Annotated in this window: 11 protein-coding genes; 2 read left to right on the forward strand and 9 right to left on the reverse strand. The window is 44.0% G+C overall.

What is annotated here, in order from left to right; genetic code table 11:
• The first annotated feature begins 68 nt into the window (after positions 1 to 68).
• The gene (locus tag KSX81_RS10355; RefSeq protein ID WP_004298248.1) at positions 69 to 2,258 is read left to right on the forward strand and encodes an alpha-galactosidase; all 2,190 of its coding nucleotides are present in this window, start codon (positions 69 to 71) and stop codon (positions 2,256 to 2,258) included.
• Positions 2,259 to 2,635: 377 nt separating this feature from the next.
• On the opposite strand, the gene KSX81_RS10360 is transcribed toward KSX81_RS10355, so the two are convergent.
• The 8 genes from KSX81_RS10360 to rimP all read right to left on the reverse strand — a co-directional run bounded on the left by KSX81_RS10360 (position 2,636) and on the right by rimP (position 13,176).
• The gene (locus KSX81_RS10360; RefSeq protein ID WP_008776065.1) at positions 2,636 to 3,847 is read right to left on the reverse strand and encodes an aminotransferase class V-fold PLP-dependent enzyme; all 1,212 of its coding nucleotides are present in this window, start codon (positions 3,845 to 3,847) and stop codon (positions 2,636 to 2,638) included.
• 19 nt (positions 3,848 to 3,866) lie between these two features.
• A complete protein-coding gene (gene sufD, locus KSX81_RS10365) occupies positions 3,867 to 5,210 on the reverse strand; it encodes a Fe-S cluster assembly protein SufD (RefSeq protein ID WP_004298250.1) in 1,344 nt (447 codons plus the stop codon).
• Positions 5,211 to 5,223: 13 nt separating this feature from the next.
• Entirely contained in the window at positions 5,224 to 5,976 is a 753-nt protein-coding gene (sufC, locus tag KSX81_RS10370) for a Fe-S cluster assembly ATPase SufC (RefSeq protein WP_004298251.1), read from the reverse strand.
• Between the two features lie 43 nt (positions 5,977 to 6,019).
• Complete coding sequence (gene sufB, locus KSX81_RS10375; protein ID WP_004307399.1) at positions 6,020 to 7,498, reverse strand: Fe-S cluster assembly protein SufB; 1,479 nt, start codon at positions 7,496 to 7,498, stop codon at positions 6,020 to 6,022.
• A 1-nt stretch (position 7,499) separates the two neighbouring features.
• Positions 7,500 to 8,033: a CvpA family protein gene (locus tag KSX81_RS10380; protein ID WP_008776068.1), complete on the reverse strand. Its 534-nt coding sequence runs from the start codon at positions 8,031 to 8,033 to the stop codon at positions 7,500 to 7,502.
• Positions 8,034 to 8,220: 187 nt separating this feature from the next.
• Positions 8,221 to 11,319, reverse strand: coding sequence for a translation initiation factor IF-2 (gene infB, locus KSX81_RS10385; RefSeq protein ID WP_004298254.1), 3,099 nt, complete (start codon positions 11,317 to 11,319; stop codon positions 8,221 to 8,223).
• 91 nt (positions 11,320 to 11,410) lie between these two features.
• Positions 11,411 to 12,706 carry a transcription termination factor NusA gene (nusA, locus tag KSX81_RS10390; protein WP_004298255.1) on the reverse strand — a complete coding sequence of 432 codons (1,296 nt, stop codon included), beginning with the start codon at positions 12,704 to 12,706 and terminating at the stop codon, positions 11,411 to 11,413.
• Between the two features lie 2 nt (positions 12,707 to 12,708).
• Positions 12,709 to 13,176, reverse strand: a complete 468-nt coding sequence (rimP, locus tag KSX81_RS10395; RefSeq protein WP_004298256.1) for a ribosome assembly cofactor RimP — start codon at positions 13,174 to 13,176, stop codon at positions 12,709 to 12,711.
• A gap of 172 nt (positions 13,177 to 13,348) precedes the next feature.
• On the opposite strand from rimP, the gene KSX81_RS10400 reads away from it, so the two are divergent.
• Entirely contained in the window at positions 13,349 to 13,744 is a 396-nt protein-coding gene (locus KSX81_RS10400; RefSeq protein WP_004298257.1) for a hypothetical protein, read from the forward strand.
• Between the two features lie 124 nt (positions 13,745 to 13,868).
• Here KSX81_RS10400 and KSX81_RS10405 read toward each other — a convergent pair whose 3' ends face one another.
• The gene (locus KSX81_RS10405) at positions 13,869 to 14,567 is read right to left on the reverse strand and encodes a SprT family zinc-dependent metalloprotease (RefSeq protein ID WP_004298258.1); all 699 of its coding nucleotides are present in this window, start codon (positions 14,565 to 14,567) and stop codon (positions 13,869 to 13,871) included.
• Between the last annotated feature and the right edge of the window lie 102 nt (positions 14,568 to 14,669).

A 14,669-nucleotide genomic window follows, 5' to 3' on the forward strand; every position in this document is an offset into this window, starting at 1 on the left:
ATTATAATTATCTTTGCGGCATTCTATGCCCACAAACTAACTAATACCTAATTAATTATTAAAAAACCATGAAGAAACTTCTCGTATTACTTATGGCATTGTTTACCCTGGCGCAAGTGGACGCCCAGGAAAAGAACGTTATCCGCATCGCAACGGACAACACAGACTTAATTCTCCAAGTAGCTCCTAACGGACGACTCTATCAGGCTTATCTGGGCGATAAGTTACTGAACGAGAAAGACATCAACAACTTTTCTCCTTACGTAAAAGGAGGAAGTGACGGTAGCGTATCCACCCGAGGATGGGAAGTATATCCGGGCTCCGGCGCCGAAGATTATTTTGAACCGGCTGTAGCTATCACGCACAATGATGGAAACCCAAGTACGATTCTCCGCTATATATCCTCCGAGCAGAAGGCAGTGGCGGGCGGAACGGAAACGATCATTCAACTAAAAGATAATCAGTATCCGGTAGAAGTCACACTACATTACATCGCTTATCCGAAAGAAAACGTCATCAAGACGTGGAGCGAAATCAAACATGCTGAAAAGAAGCCTGTGACCTTATGGCGTTATGCTTCCACCATGCTTTATTTCTCCGGAAACGAATATTACCTGACAGAATTCAGTAGCGATTGGGCAAAAGAAGCACAAATGAGCACACAACCTCTGTTGTTCGGTAAAAAGGTGATCGACACCAAACTGGGAAGCCGTGCTGCCATGCACACCCACCCGTTCTTTGAGCTTGGTTTTGAACAACCGGCACAGGAAGCGCAGGGACGTGCCATGCTAGGTACTATCGGATGGACAGGAAACTTCCAGTTCACTTTCGAAGTGGACAACGTAGGTAACCTCCGTGTAATCCCCGCCATCAATCCTTATGCATCTGATTATGAACTGAAGCCGAATGAAGTGTTTACAACTCCTGAATTCATCTTTACTTTCAGCAACAACGGTACGGGCGAAGCCAGCCGCAACCTTCACGCATGGGCACGCAACTATCAGCTGAAAGACGGACAAGGCGACCGTATGACTTTATTAAACAACTGGGAAAATACTTACTTCAAATTCAATGAGGAACTGCTTGCCGAACTGATGAAGGAAGCTAAACATCTTGGTGTAGATATGTTCCTGCTGGATGACGGCTGGTTTGGCAACAAGCACCCACGCAACAGTGACAATGCCGGACTGGGTGACTGGGAAGTGATGAGATCCAAACTGCCGGGCGGTATTCCTGCCCTTGTACAGTCTGCCAAAGAAGCCGGAGTGAAATTTGGTATCTGGATTGAACCGGAAATGGTTAACCCTAAAAGTGAGTTGTTCGAAAAACATCCCGACTGGGCTATCCAACTGCCTAACCGCGAAACATATTATTACCGTAATCAGCTGGTACTCGATCTTAGCAATCCGAAAGTACAGGACTTTGTATATGGTGTAGTGGATAAGATCCTGACAGAGAATCCGGAAGTGGCTTTCTTTAAATGGGACTGTAACTCTCCAATTACAAATGTTTATTCTCCATATTTAAAAAATAAACAGGGACAGCTTTATATCGACCATGTACGTGGTATATACAATGTATTGAAACGTATCAAAGACAAATATCCAAACGTGCCAATGATGCTCTGCTCCGGCGGTGGCGCCCGTTGCGACTACGAAGCTCTGAAATATTACACAGAATTCTGGTGCAGCGACAACACAGACCCGATAGAACGTCTGTTTATCCAGTGGGGATTCTCACAAATCTTCCCGGCAAAAGCCATGTGTGCACACGTAACCAGCTGGAACAAGAACACAAGCGTGAAGTTCCGTACGGATGTGGCAAGTATGTGCAAACTGGGCTTTGACCTTGGACTGAAGGAACTGAATGCAGACGAACAGACTTACTGCCAGAATGCAGTTGCCAACTGGACGCGTCTGAAAAAAGTGATTCTGGACGGCGATCAATACAGATTGGTTTCTCCCTACGATGGCAATCACATGTCTCTCATGTATGCCTCACCGGATAAGAACAAAGCTGTGCTTTATACCTACGATATCCACCCACGTTTCGGTGAGAAACTGCTCCCGGTAAAACTTCAGGGACTGGATGCGAAGAAAATGTATAAGGTGAAAGAAATCAACCTGATGCCGAATTCCAAATCGAATCTGGCTGCCAATGAGAAAACTTATTCAGGAGATTATCTGATGAAAGTGGGAATCAATGCTTTCACAACAAATCAGGCTTTCAGCCGCGTAATTGAGCTGACTGCTGAATAAAAAGGAAGGAAATAATCGATAAAAAAGGGGGATTCGCTGTTATCAGCGTTTCCCCTTTCTTTTTACATACAATAATATTCAATTCATCTTCAATCGCAACAGCTGTTTCAATGGTTACAACTATTCTATTAGACGGAGGAAGTCTCTAAAAAAGTTGCAGCTACACCGTAACTTTTTACGATATAGCTGCATTAATGTTAAAGAGAGAGAATTTATATAATATAAGCATGGTCTCACGACCCTCCTGATATTCAATGAACATTTTGTTTCTTTACCTATTAGACGCACGAAAGCTCAAATCACTGCACTCGAGGCCCTCTTTTTTTAGTTAAAGAATAAAAAAAGCCGCTACTCCACAGGAATAGCAGCTCATATCTTTAAAACATCTTGCTGACACGTTCAATTCCTGCCACCAAAGTGTCTATTTCCGATTTGGTATTGTACATGGCAAACGAAGCACGTACAGTTCCTTCTATGCCAAGACGTTGCATGAGAGGTTGTGCACAATGATGCCCTGTTCTCACGGCAATACCTAGACGATCCAGCAACGTGCCGAGGTCGAAATGATGGATATCTCCCACCAGGAAAGAAATGACCGCTCCCCGTTCGGCTGCTTCACCAAATATACGTATATGGGGGATTTCTTTCAGACGTTGCAAAGCGTAAGTTGTCAGTTCATGCTCATGGGCGGCTATCTGTTCAATGCCATGTCCGTTCACATAATCAAGGGCTTTTGCCAGTCCGGTAGTTCCGATATAGTCGGGCGTACCGGCTTCAAACTTGAAAGGAAGTTCATTAAAAGTGGTCTTCTCGAAAGAGACATGCTGAATCATCTCTCCTCCTCCCTGATAAGGTGGAAGGCGATCTAACCATTCTTCTTTTCCATAAAGTACTCCGACACCTGTCGGACCATATATCTTATGGGCGGAGAATACCAGAAAATCGGCATCCAACTCCTGTACATCCACTTTCATGTGAGGAATAGACTGTGCAGCATCTATCAGGCAAGGTACACCATGCGCATGAGCTGTTGCGATCATCTCCTTCACCGGATTCACTGTACCCAGTACGTTCGATACATGAACTACGCTGACTATTTTCGTGCGTTCGGAAAATAGTTTTTCATATTCATCCAGCAGAAGTTCGCCTTTATCATTCATCGGGATGACTTTTATGGCAATTCCTTTACGGGCAGCCAACAGTTGCCAGGGAACGATGTTGCTATGATGTTCCATCACGGAAACAATCACTTCATCCCCTTCTTCCATAAACTCGTCGCCGAAGCTGGAAACAAGCAGGTTGATACTTTCTGTTGTTCCGCGTGTAAAGACAACTTCATTCGTGCTATGGGCATTGATAAACTCACGTACCGTTTCACGGGAAGCTTCATGCAGTTCCGTAGCTTGCTGGGAAAGATAATGTACGCCGCGATGCACATTGGCATTGACGGAATAATATTCATCCACCAACGCATCAACCACCAGACGGGGTTTCTGTGTTGTCGCACCGTTGTCGAAATAAACCAAAGGTTTACCGTAAACCGTACGGCTCAATATCGGAAAATCTTCACGTATCTTTTGAATATCCACGTTCATTATTTTTTAGTGGTTACTTACAAATGGCACAACCCTGACATCTATTCAACTCGCCACGGAAACGTTTCTCTACTAATAGATGCAAACGATCTTTCAGCGCTTCCAAACGAATGGTATCGATCACTTCGTTGACAAATGCGAACATCAACAGCAGACGGGCTTCTTTCTCTGCAATACCGCGCGAACGCATGTAGAATAATGCGCCTTCATCCAACTGGCCTACTGTTGCTCCATGCGAACATTTCACATCATCCGCATAAATCTCCAATTGAGGTTGTGTATACATTCTTGCATCACGCGTAGCACAAAGATTCCGGTTAGTCTGTTGGGAATTCGTATGTTGTGCATCGGGACGCACGAGTACCAATCCGGCAAACGCACCTACCGACTGGTCGTCGAGCACATACTTGAACAGCTCATTGCTGGTACAGTTCGGTACGGCATGGTCAATACTTGTATGATTGTCTACGTGCTGGTTTTTATCGGCAATCGCCATACCACAAAGGTTTATTTCGGCTCCTTCTCCTGCCAGCAACACTTCGGTCGTGTTGCGGGTAGTACCATTATGCAAAGTCATTCCGTTGAGCAATACATTGCTGTTGGCCTCTTGCTTTACATACAGGTTACTGATACGAACTGTGCTTGTATGTGTTTCTTCCAGTTCATACATATCGAATACCGCATTCTCACCAGCAAATACTTCAATAACTTGTGTCGCCAGGAAGTTCACATTATCCATTGCATGGTCACAAATCAGCAAACGGGCTTGCGCGCCATCCTCCAGGATAATCAGTACGCGACGGTTCACCATAAAGTTAACATCTGCACGCAGGATATTTACCAACTGGATTGTTTTTTCCACCACCACATTCTTCGGCACATAAAAGACAACGCCATCTTGTGCAAAAGCGGTATTGAAAGCAGTCACACCATCTTTAGAGGTATCTGCCAGTTGACCGTAATATTTCTTCACCAATTCCGGGTGTTGCTCGGCCACTTCTTTCAGGCTACCGAAAATCACACCTTCCGGCAGATTTCCTGTGGGAAGCGCTCTATTATAAAATGTGTCATTTACCACAAAATACAAGGAGGTACTCATATTCGGCACATCACACTTAAACACTTCATACGGATTGACCGGAATAGCCAAACGATTCAAGTTCAAACCGAAATCCGGTTCAAAGTACTTGCTCACATCCGTATATTTGTACTTCTCCATCTTACGGGTCGGAAATCCGAGTCGCTCAAAATCGGCAAATGCTGACGCACGAGGTGCATTCAGCACTTCGGCACTATGCTTACAGATCATCGCTTCCGTCTGTGAGAAAAGTTCTATATATTGTTGTTCAACCATCATCGTTTTATATTTGTCATTCTCCTACTTCTTTCTTGATCCAATCGTATCCTTTTTCTTCCAGTTCCAGAGCAAGTTCCGGTCCGGCAGTTTTTACGATACGACCTTTATAAAGGACATGCACAATATCAGGCTTGATATAATCGAGCAAACGTTGGTAGTGGGTAATAACGATTGTACTTGTTTCAGGAGTTTTCAGCTTGTTCACTCCTTCCGCAACAATACGGAGCGCATCAATATCCAAACCGGAGTCTGTCTCGTCGAGGATGCTCAAACGCGGTTCCAGCATAGCCATCTGGAAAATCTCGTTCCGTTTCTTCTCACCACCGGAAAAGCCTTCATTCACCGAACGGTTAGCCAGTTTATTATCCAACTCCACCACCGCACGTTTCTCACGCATCAGCTTCAGAAACTCACTGGCGGTCAGTGCAGGCAGACCTTTATATTTACGTTGCTCATTCACAGCAGCACGCATAAAGTTCACCATGCTCACACCCGGGATTTCCACCGGATACTGGAAACTAAGGAAGATTCCTTCATGGCTACGATCTTCGGGGCTCAACTCCAACAGATCCTTTCCATAAAAAGTGACCGAACCTTTTGTTACCTCAAAAGCCGGATTACCCACCAATACGGAGGAAAGCGTACTTTTACCGGAACCATTCGGTCCCATAATAGCGTGCACCTCACCGGGATTCACCGTCAGGTTAATACCTTTCAATATCTCTTTGCCATTAATGCTGGCATGCAGGTCTTTTATTTCTAACATGATTATATTTACGATTTTACGATTTACTATTAAAAAGTCAACATCACCCCACGCTTCCTTCCAATGAGATGGTAAGCAGCTTCTGTGCTTCTACCGCAAACTCCATCGGAAGTTTATTCAACACTTCCTTTGCATATCCGTTCACAATAAGTCCGATAGCATCTTCTGTCGGAATACCGCGCTGGTTGCAATAAAATATCTGGTCTTCACTAATCTTGCTTGTCGTAGCTTCATGTTCTACCACTGCCGTCTCATTGTGAATATCCATATACGGGAAGGTATGTGCACCACACTTATCTCCCAGCAACAGAGAGTCACACTGGCTATAATTACGGGCATTATCCGCTTTCTCGGCCACGCGTACCAACCCACGATAGGAGTTCTCACTATGTCCGGCAGAAATGCCTTTACTTACAATCGTACTACGAGTGTTCTTACCCAGATGAATCATCTTCGTTCCGGTATCTGCCTGCTGATAGTTGTTCGTTACAGCTACGGAATAGAATTCAGCGGTCGAGTTATCGCCCGTCAGGATACAGGAAGGATATTTCCAGGTGATTGCCGAACCGGTTTCCACTTGTGTCCAGGATAATTTACTGTCCACTCCTTTACAGTTACCGCGTTTAGTCACAAAGTTGTATACACCGCCCTTGCCTTCTGCATCTCCCGGATACCAGTTCTGAACGGTACTGTATTTTACCTCTGCACGGTCATGCACAATGATCTCAACGATAGCGGCATGCAGCTGATTTTCATCCCGCATCGGAGCCGTACATCCTTCCAGATAAGAAACATACGAATCATCATCCGCTACAATCAGCGTACGCTCAAACTGTCCCGTGTTACGGGCATTGATACGGAAATAAGTGGAAAGCTCCATCGGGCAACGTACTCCTTTCGGAATATACACGAAAGAGCCGTCAGAGAACACTGCGGAATTCAACGCTGCAAAGAAATTGTCCCGATAACCTACTACCGAGCCCATATATTTCTTCACCAGATCCGGATGCTCCCGCACGGCTTCACTGAACGAGCAGAATATAATTCCTTTCTCCATCAGCGTTTCCTTGAAGGTAGTCTTTACGGAAACAGAGTCCATAACGGCATCCACTGCCATTCCACTAAGAGCCATTTGCTCTTCCAAAGGAATTCCCAGTTTATTAAACGTCTTTATCAGTTCAGGATCGACTTCCTCCATGCTCTTCGGTCCTTCTTTCTTCTTTGTCGGATCGGCATAATAAGAAATCGCCTGATAATCAATTTCAGGGATACGGAGATGTGCCCAGGTAGGCATTTCCAGCGTCAGCCAATGGCGATACGCTTTCAGTCGAAACTCCAGCAACCACTCCGGTTCGTCCTTTTTCGATGAAATCAGACGAATGACATCTTCATTAAGTCCACGCTCAATGATGTCCGTATGCACCTCTGTGGTGAAACCGTATTTATATTTCTCCTCCGCAAATTTCCGGACAAACTCATTATCAGTCTTCTTTTCAAGTTCGTCTTTCTGATTGGGTTTCATTTTATTGGGTTCTTGTTGCATCTTTATCTTTATTCTCTAATATATATTGTTGCGTCATATTCTTCGCAGCAGGGAAAAAGATCCCCGCAAACGTTTCCATCGGATAATATAACAAAGATTCTTCCTTTTTTGTTGCACTAATTAACTTATTATCGCTGTCCACAAACTCTATCGCACCAATCACTACACTCGTTAACAACAGAAACTTAAGTGCTCCCAGCCCACTTCCTAACCAGCGATTCAACCAGTTCAACGAAATAGCCTGCATTGCTTTTGTCAATAGCGAGGCAATCAATACAAAGATCAATGGTACGGCAATCCAGATCATGATAAAAGCCAACACTTGCGCAACTGTCATTGAATCCGTCACCGTCGGGCAAAGCTTTTCCGCCAAAGAAGCATACAGAGCTTTCGCTGCCAACAGACCGACTATTAACCCCAAAATAGAAGCCAACTGACGAATGAAGCCTTTTACAAAACCTACAATCGCTCCGGCGCCTATTACAATAAGGATAATTATATCAATCGTTGCCACGTTTATTATGTTATAAGCTATAAACCAATAAGTCGTATATAAGCTGATTATAATGAGAAGGTGCCGAATGATAAAAAATAAGGTGGTAAGGTGGTGTTCTGCAAACAGTACCACATTACCACCTCTTTATCATATCATGACCTCTGCTATATTATAACATTATAATACACTTATAACCTTACTATATTTACAGCGTCTGTTTCACTTCTATTTCTTCGAATGTCTCAATCATATCGCCTACCTTCATGTCGTTGCAGTTCACCAGACTGATACCACACTCGAAGTTTGTACCTACTTCCTTCACATCGTCCTTGAAACGTTTCAATGCGTTGATGTTTCCGGTAAAGATCACAATACCATCGCGGATCAAACGAGCCTTGTCGCTGCGTTTCACCTTTCCGGTCTTCACCATTGCTCCGGCTACAAGACCGACTTTCGTAATATTGAATACTTCGCGGATTTCGATGGTTGCAGTAATCTGTTCCTTTACTTCCGGAGCCAACATACCTTCCATAGCAGCCTTTACCTCTTCGATTGCATCGTAGATGACAGAATACTTACGGATGTCAACACCCTCTTGGTCGGCCATCTTACCGGCAGCACCCGAAGGACGTACCTGGAATCCGACAATAATCGCATCCGAAGCAGCAGCCAGAGAAACATCAGATTCGGAAATTGCTCCCACACCCTTATGGATAACATTTACCTGGATTTGTTCCGTAGACAACTTAATCAACGAGTCGCTCAATGCCTCAACAGAACCATCCACGTCACCCTTAACGATGATGTTCAATTCCTGGAAGTTACCCAAAGCAATACGACGACCCAATTCATCCAATGTAAGGATCTTCTGCGTACGCAAACCTTGTTCACGAGCCAGCTGCTCACGTTTATTAGTGATCTCACGAGCTTCCTGATCGCTTTCGACTACATGGAATGTGTCACCTGCGGCAGGAGCACCATTCAATCCCAGAATCAATGCCGGTTCGGAAGGTCCTGCTTCCTTGACGCGTTGGTTACGTTCGTTGAACATAGCCTTCACACGTCCGTAGCTGGTTCCCGCCAATACGATGTCTCCTACTTTCAAAGTACCGTTAGATACCAATACAGTAGCTACATATCCGCGTCCCTTATCCAGTGAAGATTCGATGATGGAACCCGTAGCATTACGGTTCGGATTTGCCTTCAGGTCGAGCATTTCCGCTTCGAGCAATACTTTTTCCAGCAAGTCTTCCACACCCATACCTTTCTTGGCAGAGATATCTTGTGACTGATATTTACCACCCCATTCTTCAACAAGGTAATTCATTGCAGCCAGTTCTTCTTTAATCTTATCCGGATTTGCAGTCGGTTTATCTACCTTATTGATTGCAAATACAATAGGTACACCGGCAGCCATCGCGTGATTGATCGCTTCTTTCGTCTGTGGCATCACGTTATCATCGGCAGCCACAATAATGATAGCAATATCCGTTACTTTGGCACCACGTGCACGCATAGCGGTAAACGCTTCGTGACCCGGAGTATCGAGGAATGTAATACGACGACCGTCTTCCAATTGCACGTTATAAGCACCGATATGCTGGGTAATACCTCCGGCCTCACCGGCAATTACATTCGCCTTACGGATATAGTCAAGCAAAGAAGTCTTACCGTGGTCAACGTGTCCCATCACCGTTACAATCGGAGCGCGCGGTTGCAAATCTTCCGGAGCATCTTCTTCTTCAACGATAGCTTGTGCCACTTCCGCACTTACATATTCAGTCTTGAATCCGAATTCTTCAGCCACCAGATTGATGGTTTCAGCATCCAAACGCTGGTTGATGGAAACCATGATACCAATACTCATACAAGTAGCGATAACCTGGTTAACAGAAACATCCATCATCGTTGCCAATTCGTTAGCCGTAACGAACTCGGTCAACTTCAATACCTTGCTGTCTGCCATTTCCTGATCTTCCAGTTCCTGCATACGGTTGGAAGCCATTTCACGTTTCTCTTTACGGTATTTGGACGTTTTATTCTTACCTTTGGTTGTCAGACGTGCAAGGGTTTCTTTTACCTGTTTTGCTACGTCTTCCTCGCTCACTTCCTGTTTGATAACCGGTTTCTTGAAGCGATCTTTATTGTTGTTATTTCTTCTGTTGTTATTTCCCTGTCCGTTGGCCTGGCCACCCTGACCGTTACTATTGCCGCCTTTACCCTGTACATTAGGTCTTGGAGCAGCAAAGTTGGAAGTTGCAACATTGTTAACGTCCACCTTCTCTTTATTGATACGGTTACGTTTCTTCTTGTTAGCAGCCGCTTCCGCACTGTCCTTAGGTCCGCTCTTCGCCAATTTAGAATCATCCTTACGGATTTCCTTGATGATAGCTTCCTTCATCAACTTCTTCTGATCCTGACGGATTTTTTCCTTTTCTTCACGTTCGCGACGTTTCTCTTCCTTCGATTTCTTCTTGGGACGAGTAGACTGATTCAATGCAGCCAAGTCGATCTGACCGATCACATTAATCTTTGCGCCCAATTCCGGTTGACGGATTTTGAAAACACCATCATCCTCCGGAGCCTTTTCCGCTACCGGGGTTACTTCAGCCTGTGCAGTTTCCACCTTTTCTTCTTCTTTATGTTCTTCCGCCTTCACAGGTGCAGCTACTACTACCTTCGGCTCTTCTTTTTTCACTTCTTCTACTACTTTTTCAACTTCTACCGGCTTCGTCTCCACTACAGGTTCCGGCACTACTACGGGTTCAACCACCACTGGAGTAGGCTCTACTACAGAAACAGGAGGTGTCACCACCTCTTCCTTCTTCACCTCGGGTTCTCTCTTCTCGGGCTCCTTTTTCACTTCGGGTTTAACGACAGGCCGTTCCACAACCGGTTCTTCCTGTTTCTGTTCCGGTTCTTTCTCTACCTTTTCAGGTTTACGACCGTTCAATTTATCCAAATCTATTTTTCCGACAGGTTTAAACTTCGGACGTGCATCCTCAGGTACGACTGTCTTAATCACATCTTCCGACTTCGGTTTTTCGGGCTGCTTTTCGAAGCCTTCAATCGATACCGACGCCTTATTACGTTCCTTATTCTGACGTTCCTGTATGAAACGCTCCGATTCAAGTCTAAGGTTCTTATCTGTACTAAACTCCTTTACGAGTATAGCGTATTGCTCCTCGCTAATTTTAGTATTAGGATTAGCCTCAACGGTATGCCCTTTCTTTTGCAGGAACTCAACTACCGTCGCGATTCCTACGTTCAAATCTCTTGTAACTTTGTTTAACCTTATCGTCATATTTTAAAATTAATGAATAAATGGAGCTTGTTTAATTGAAAATTGAGAATTAAGAAATAAAAGTCTGCTGCATTATATTGTATCGCAACTTTTAATCTTTAATTTCATCTTTATTTTCAATTGAAGGATCTTCTTCTTCAAACTCCGATTTCAAAATGCGTATTACCTCGTCCACTGTCTCTTCTTCCAAGTCCGTCTTTTCAATCAACATCTCACGAGGAGCATTCAACACAGCCTTCGCTGTATCGATGCCGATAGCTTTGATAGCGTCGATCACCCATCCGTCGATTTCGTCTCTAAACTCGTCGAGATAGATATCTTCGTCAGCTACATTCTCATCCAACTCACGGAACACGTCGATAGTGTACTCAGTTAACATACTGGCCAGTTTGATATTCAAACCGCCTTTACCGATAGCCAGCGAAACTTCTTCCGGTTTGAGGAATACCTCTGCTTTCTTCTCTTCCTCGTTCAGACGAATAGAAGAAATCTTAGCCGGGCTTAAAGCGCGCTGTATAAACAATGAGATGTTCGATGTATAATTGATTACGTCGATGTTCTCATTGCGAAGTTCACGAACAATGCCATGAATACGACTTCCCTTTACACCTACACAGGCTCCTACAGGGTCGATTCTGTCATCGTAAGATTCCACCGCGATCTTGGCACGTTCGCCGGGGATACGGGCAATCTTCTTGATGGTAATCAAACCATCATTAATTTCGGGTACTTCCATCTCGAACAGGCGTTGCAGGAAAACGGGAGAAGTACGTGACAAGATAATCTTAGGATTATTATTCTTGTTATCCACGCGGGCAACTACTGCACGGGCCGTTTCACCTTTACGATAAAAGTCGCTCGGAATTTGTTCGGTCTTAGGTAACAGCAATTCGTTTCCTTCATCGTCTAAAAGCAACATCTCTTTTTTCCAGATCTGATATACTTCTGCATTGATGATAGTACCTACCTTATCTATATATTTATTATAAATACTGTCTTTTTCGAGTTCCAGAATCTTGGAAGCCAGTGTCTGGCGAAGATTCAGGATCGCACGACGTCCGAACTTGGCAAAGATAACCTCGTCAGTCACCTCTTCACCTTCTTCGTAAGAAGCATCAATTTTCTGTGCTTCGCTCAACGAAATCTGCATATTCGGGTTAGTCAAATCTTCATCGGCCACAACTTCACGGTTACGCCATATCTCGAAGTCACCCTTGTCCGGGTTCACGATTACGTCGTAATTTTCATCGGTGCCAAACATTTTCGCGATTACGCTACGGAACGACTCTTCGAGTACGCTAACCATCGTCGTTCTATCGATATTCTTCAGTTCCTTAAATTCCGAAAATGTATCAATCAAGCTGATTGTTTCTTCTTTTTTGGCCATAACTATTTAAAGCTAATTAAGTATTTAGTATATTTTATTTGCTCATAAGTGAAGGTTTCGTCCTCTTCTACCAATTTCGGGCGCTTTGATCCTTCGGTTTTTACTTTCTTTTGTACGCCTACCGTAAACTTCTCTTCATCGGCATCTTTCAGTATACCGGCCAGCTTCCGTCCGTCTCCGGTCAGCACTTCCACCTCTTGTCCGATGTGGATATAATACTGTTGCAGAACTTTAAAGGGTTGTCCGATCCCAGCCGACCCTACTTCCAGTTCATAATCTTCCTCTTCGCGGTTCAGTTTCGACTCTATGAAGCGGCTAAGCTCCACGCAATCTTCAATCCAAACACCTTCTGCATGGTCTATTTCAACCACAATCTTGTCATCCGGGCTCACGGTTACCTCTACTAAAAAGTAGTCTTTTCCTTCCAGCCACTCTTCTACAATCTGACAAACAGTTTTCTTTTCTATCATTTATTAGCTATATAAGAACAAAAAAAGGAGCTTAATTGCCCCTCCACCTTTCATCCGTTTTCGGTTGCAAAGATATAAATAATCTGTTCGACTACAAAACATTAAAGAAAAAAAGTATGAATTAACAGTGCTATATTCGTATCTTTACGCCGTAATTCAAAAAATAACGACTATGGCACATCGTCTCAACACAAATAAACAGTTTATGGTAGGTAACGGAATTCTTGCTTTTGCCGTCATTTTTGTCGTGGTTATTTTTGTCTATATGAGCATGCGGCTACAACGGGAAAAGCAGGAAGAACGTCATTTCATCGAAAGCTATACGATCAGTCTGGTAAAAGGTTTTGCCGGAGATTCTATCTCATTATTTGTCAACGACAGTCTGATCTCCAACAAAACCATGTCGGAAGAACCTTACACTGTAGAAATAGGACGTTTTGCCGAACAGAGCGCCTTGTTGATTGTAGATAATAACACAGAATTAGTGTCTACGTTTGATCTTAGTGAAAAAGGAGGAACTTATCAGTTCGAAAAAGAATCAGACGGGATTAAACAATTAGCCAAGTAATAAAGGTATTAACTAAGTCTGTGCCACCATATTGGCACAACCATGCCATCGCATTGTCACGACTGTGCCAGCGTGTTGACACAAGTGTGCCAACACGATAGCACTATCCTGGCAATAAAGTATTCTAAATCTCCGTACGATACTTTCTCAATTCCCCCCGCAAAGCCAATGCTTTTCCTTCTGTAAATTGATTGAGCAATACCCAAAATCGTTCGCTATGATTCATCTCGCGCGTATGACATAATTCGTGCAGCAACACGTAGTCTATCAAATGAGAAGGTAACAGAACCAGGTAATAGGACAAATTAATATCCTTTCGAGCCGAGCAACTGCCCCATCTGCCCTGACTGGAGTTTATTTTCACACTCGAATAAGGAAGTCCGCATTGCTTGGACAAGGAAGCCAAACGTGAAGGAAGGATACTTTTCGCATTCCGCCTCAACGATTCTTCAATCACCTTATGCAACCAGCTTTGCAGTTTCTCGTCCGTAAAATCCGCATGAGGCGGACAAACAATTTCCATAACCCCCAACCGGGAATTAGCCAGAAACTGATCCTTTTCACCGGACACCAAGGACAACTTAAAGTGTTCCGCATCAATTTTATAGTCCAAATCAATCAATGGCCGGGCTAATTTTTGACGGGAGGCCAGAAGTTTACCACGCAGATTCTCGATTGCCTGCTTCACTTCTTTCAATGTAGTGCCGGGAGGAACTGAAACATAAACAGCATCACTCTTTGTACGAAACACAAGACTCCTCGCACGTGAATTGACACGCACTATCAGACGTCCTAATTCGTCATCTTCTACGATCTTATCCATTATAATCCTCCTATCAACAGCCACAAAAGTAATAAAAAAGAAGATTCCAATGAAAAACTTCGCGGAAGATGCAACTTTATATCAGTTTCTTCCGTCTAACTG

Origin of the sequence: Bacteroides sp. MSK.18.37 (assembly GCF_019129155.2) — a bacterium.
GTDB classification, from domain to species: Bacteria; Bacteroidota; Bacteroidia; order Bacteroidales; family Bacteroidaceae; genus Bacteroides; species Bacteroides ovatus.

What these genes read in the sequence shown, in the direction of transcription:
- infB (WP_004298254.1), bottom strand. Translation starts at nt 11,319, where the DNA reads ATGACGATAAGGTTAAACAAAGTTACAAGAGATTTGAACGTAGGAATC.
- rimP (WP_004298256.1), bottom strand. Translation starts at nt 13,176, where the DNA reads ATGATAGAAAAGAAAACTGTTTGTCAGATTGTAGAAGAGTGGCTGGAA.
- sufD (WP_004298250.1), bottom strand. Translation starts at nt 5,210, where the DNA reads ATGATGGTTGAACAACAATATATAGAACTTTTCTCACAGACGGAAGCG.
- sufC (WP_004298251.1), bottom strand. Translation starts at nt 5,976, where the DNA reads ATGTTAGAAATAAAAGACCTGCATGCCAGCATTAATGGCAAAGAGATA.
- sufB (WP_004307399.1), bottom strand. Translation starts at nt 7,498, where the DNA reads ATGAAACCCAATCAGAAAGACGAACTTGAAAAGAAGACTGATAATGAG.
- nusA (WP_004298255.1), bottom strand. Translation starts at nt 12,706, where the DNA reads ATGGCCAAAAAAGAAGAAACAATCAGCTTGATTGATACATTTTCGGAA.
- KSX81_RS10355 (WP_004298248.1), top strand. Translation starts at nt 69, where the DNA reads ATGAAGAAACTTCTCGTATTACTTATGGCATTGTTTACCCTGGCGCAA.
- KSX81_RS10400 (WP_004298257.1), top strand. Translation starts at nt 13,349, where the DNA reads ATGGCACATCGTCTCAACACAAATAAACAGTTTATGGTAGGTAACGGA.
- KSX81_RS10405 (WP_004298258.1), bottom strand. Translation starts at nt 14,567, where the DNA reads ATGGATAAGATCGTAGAAGATGACGAATTAGGACGTCTGATAGTGCGT.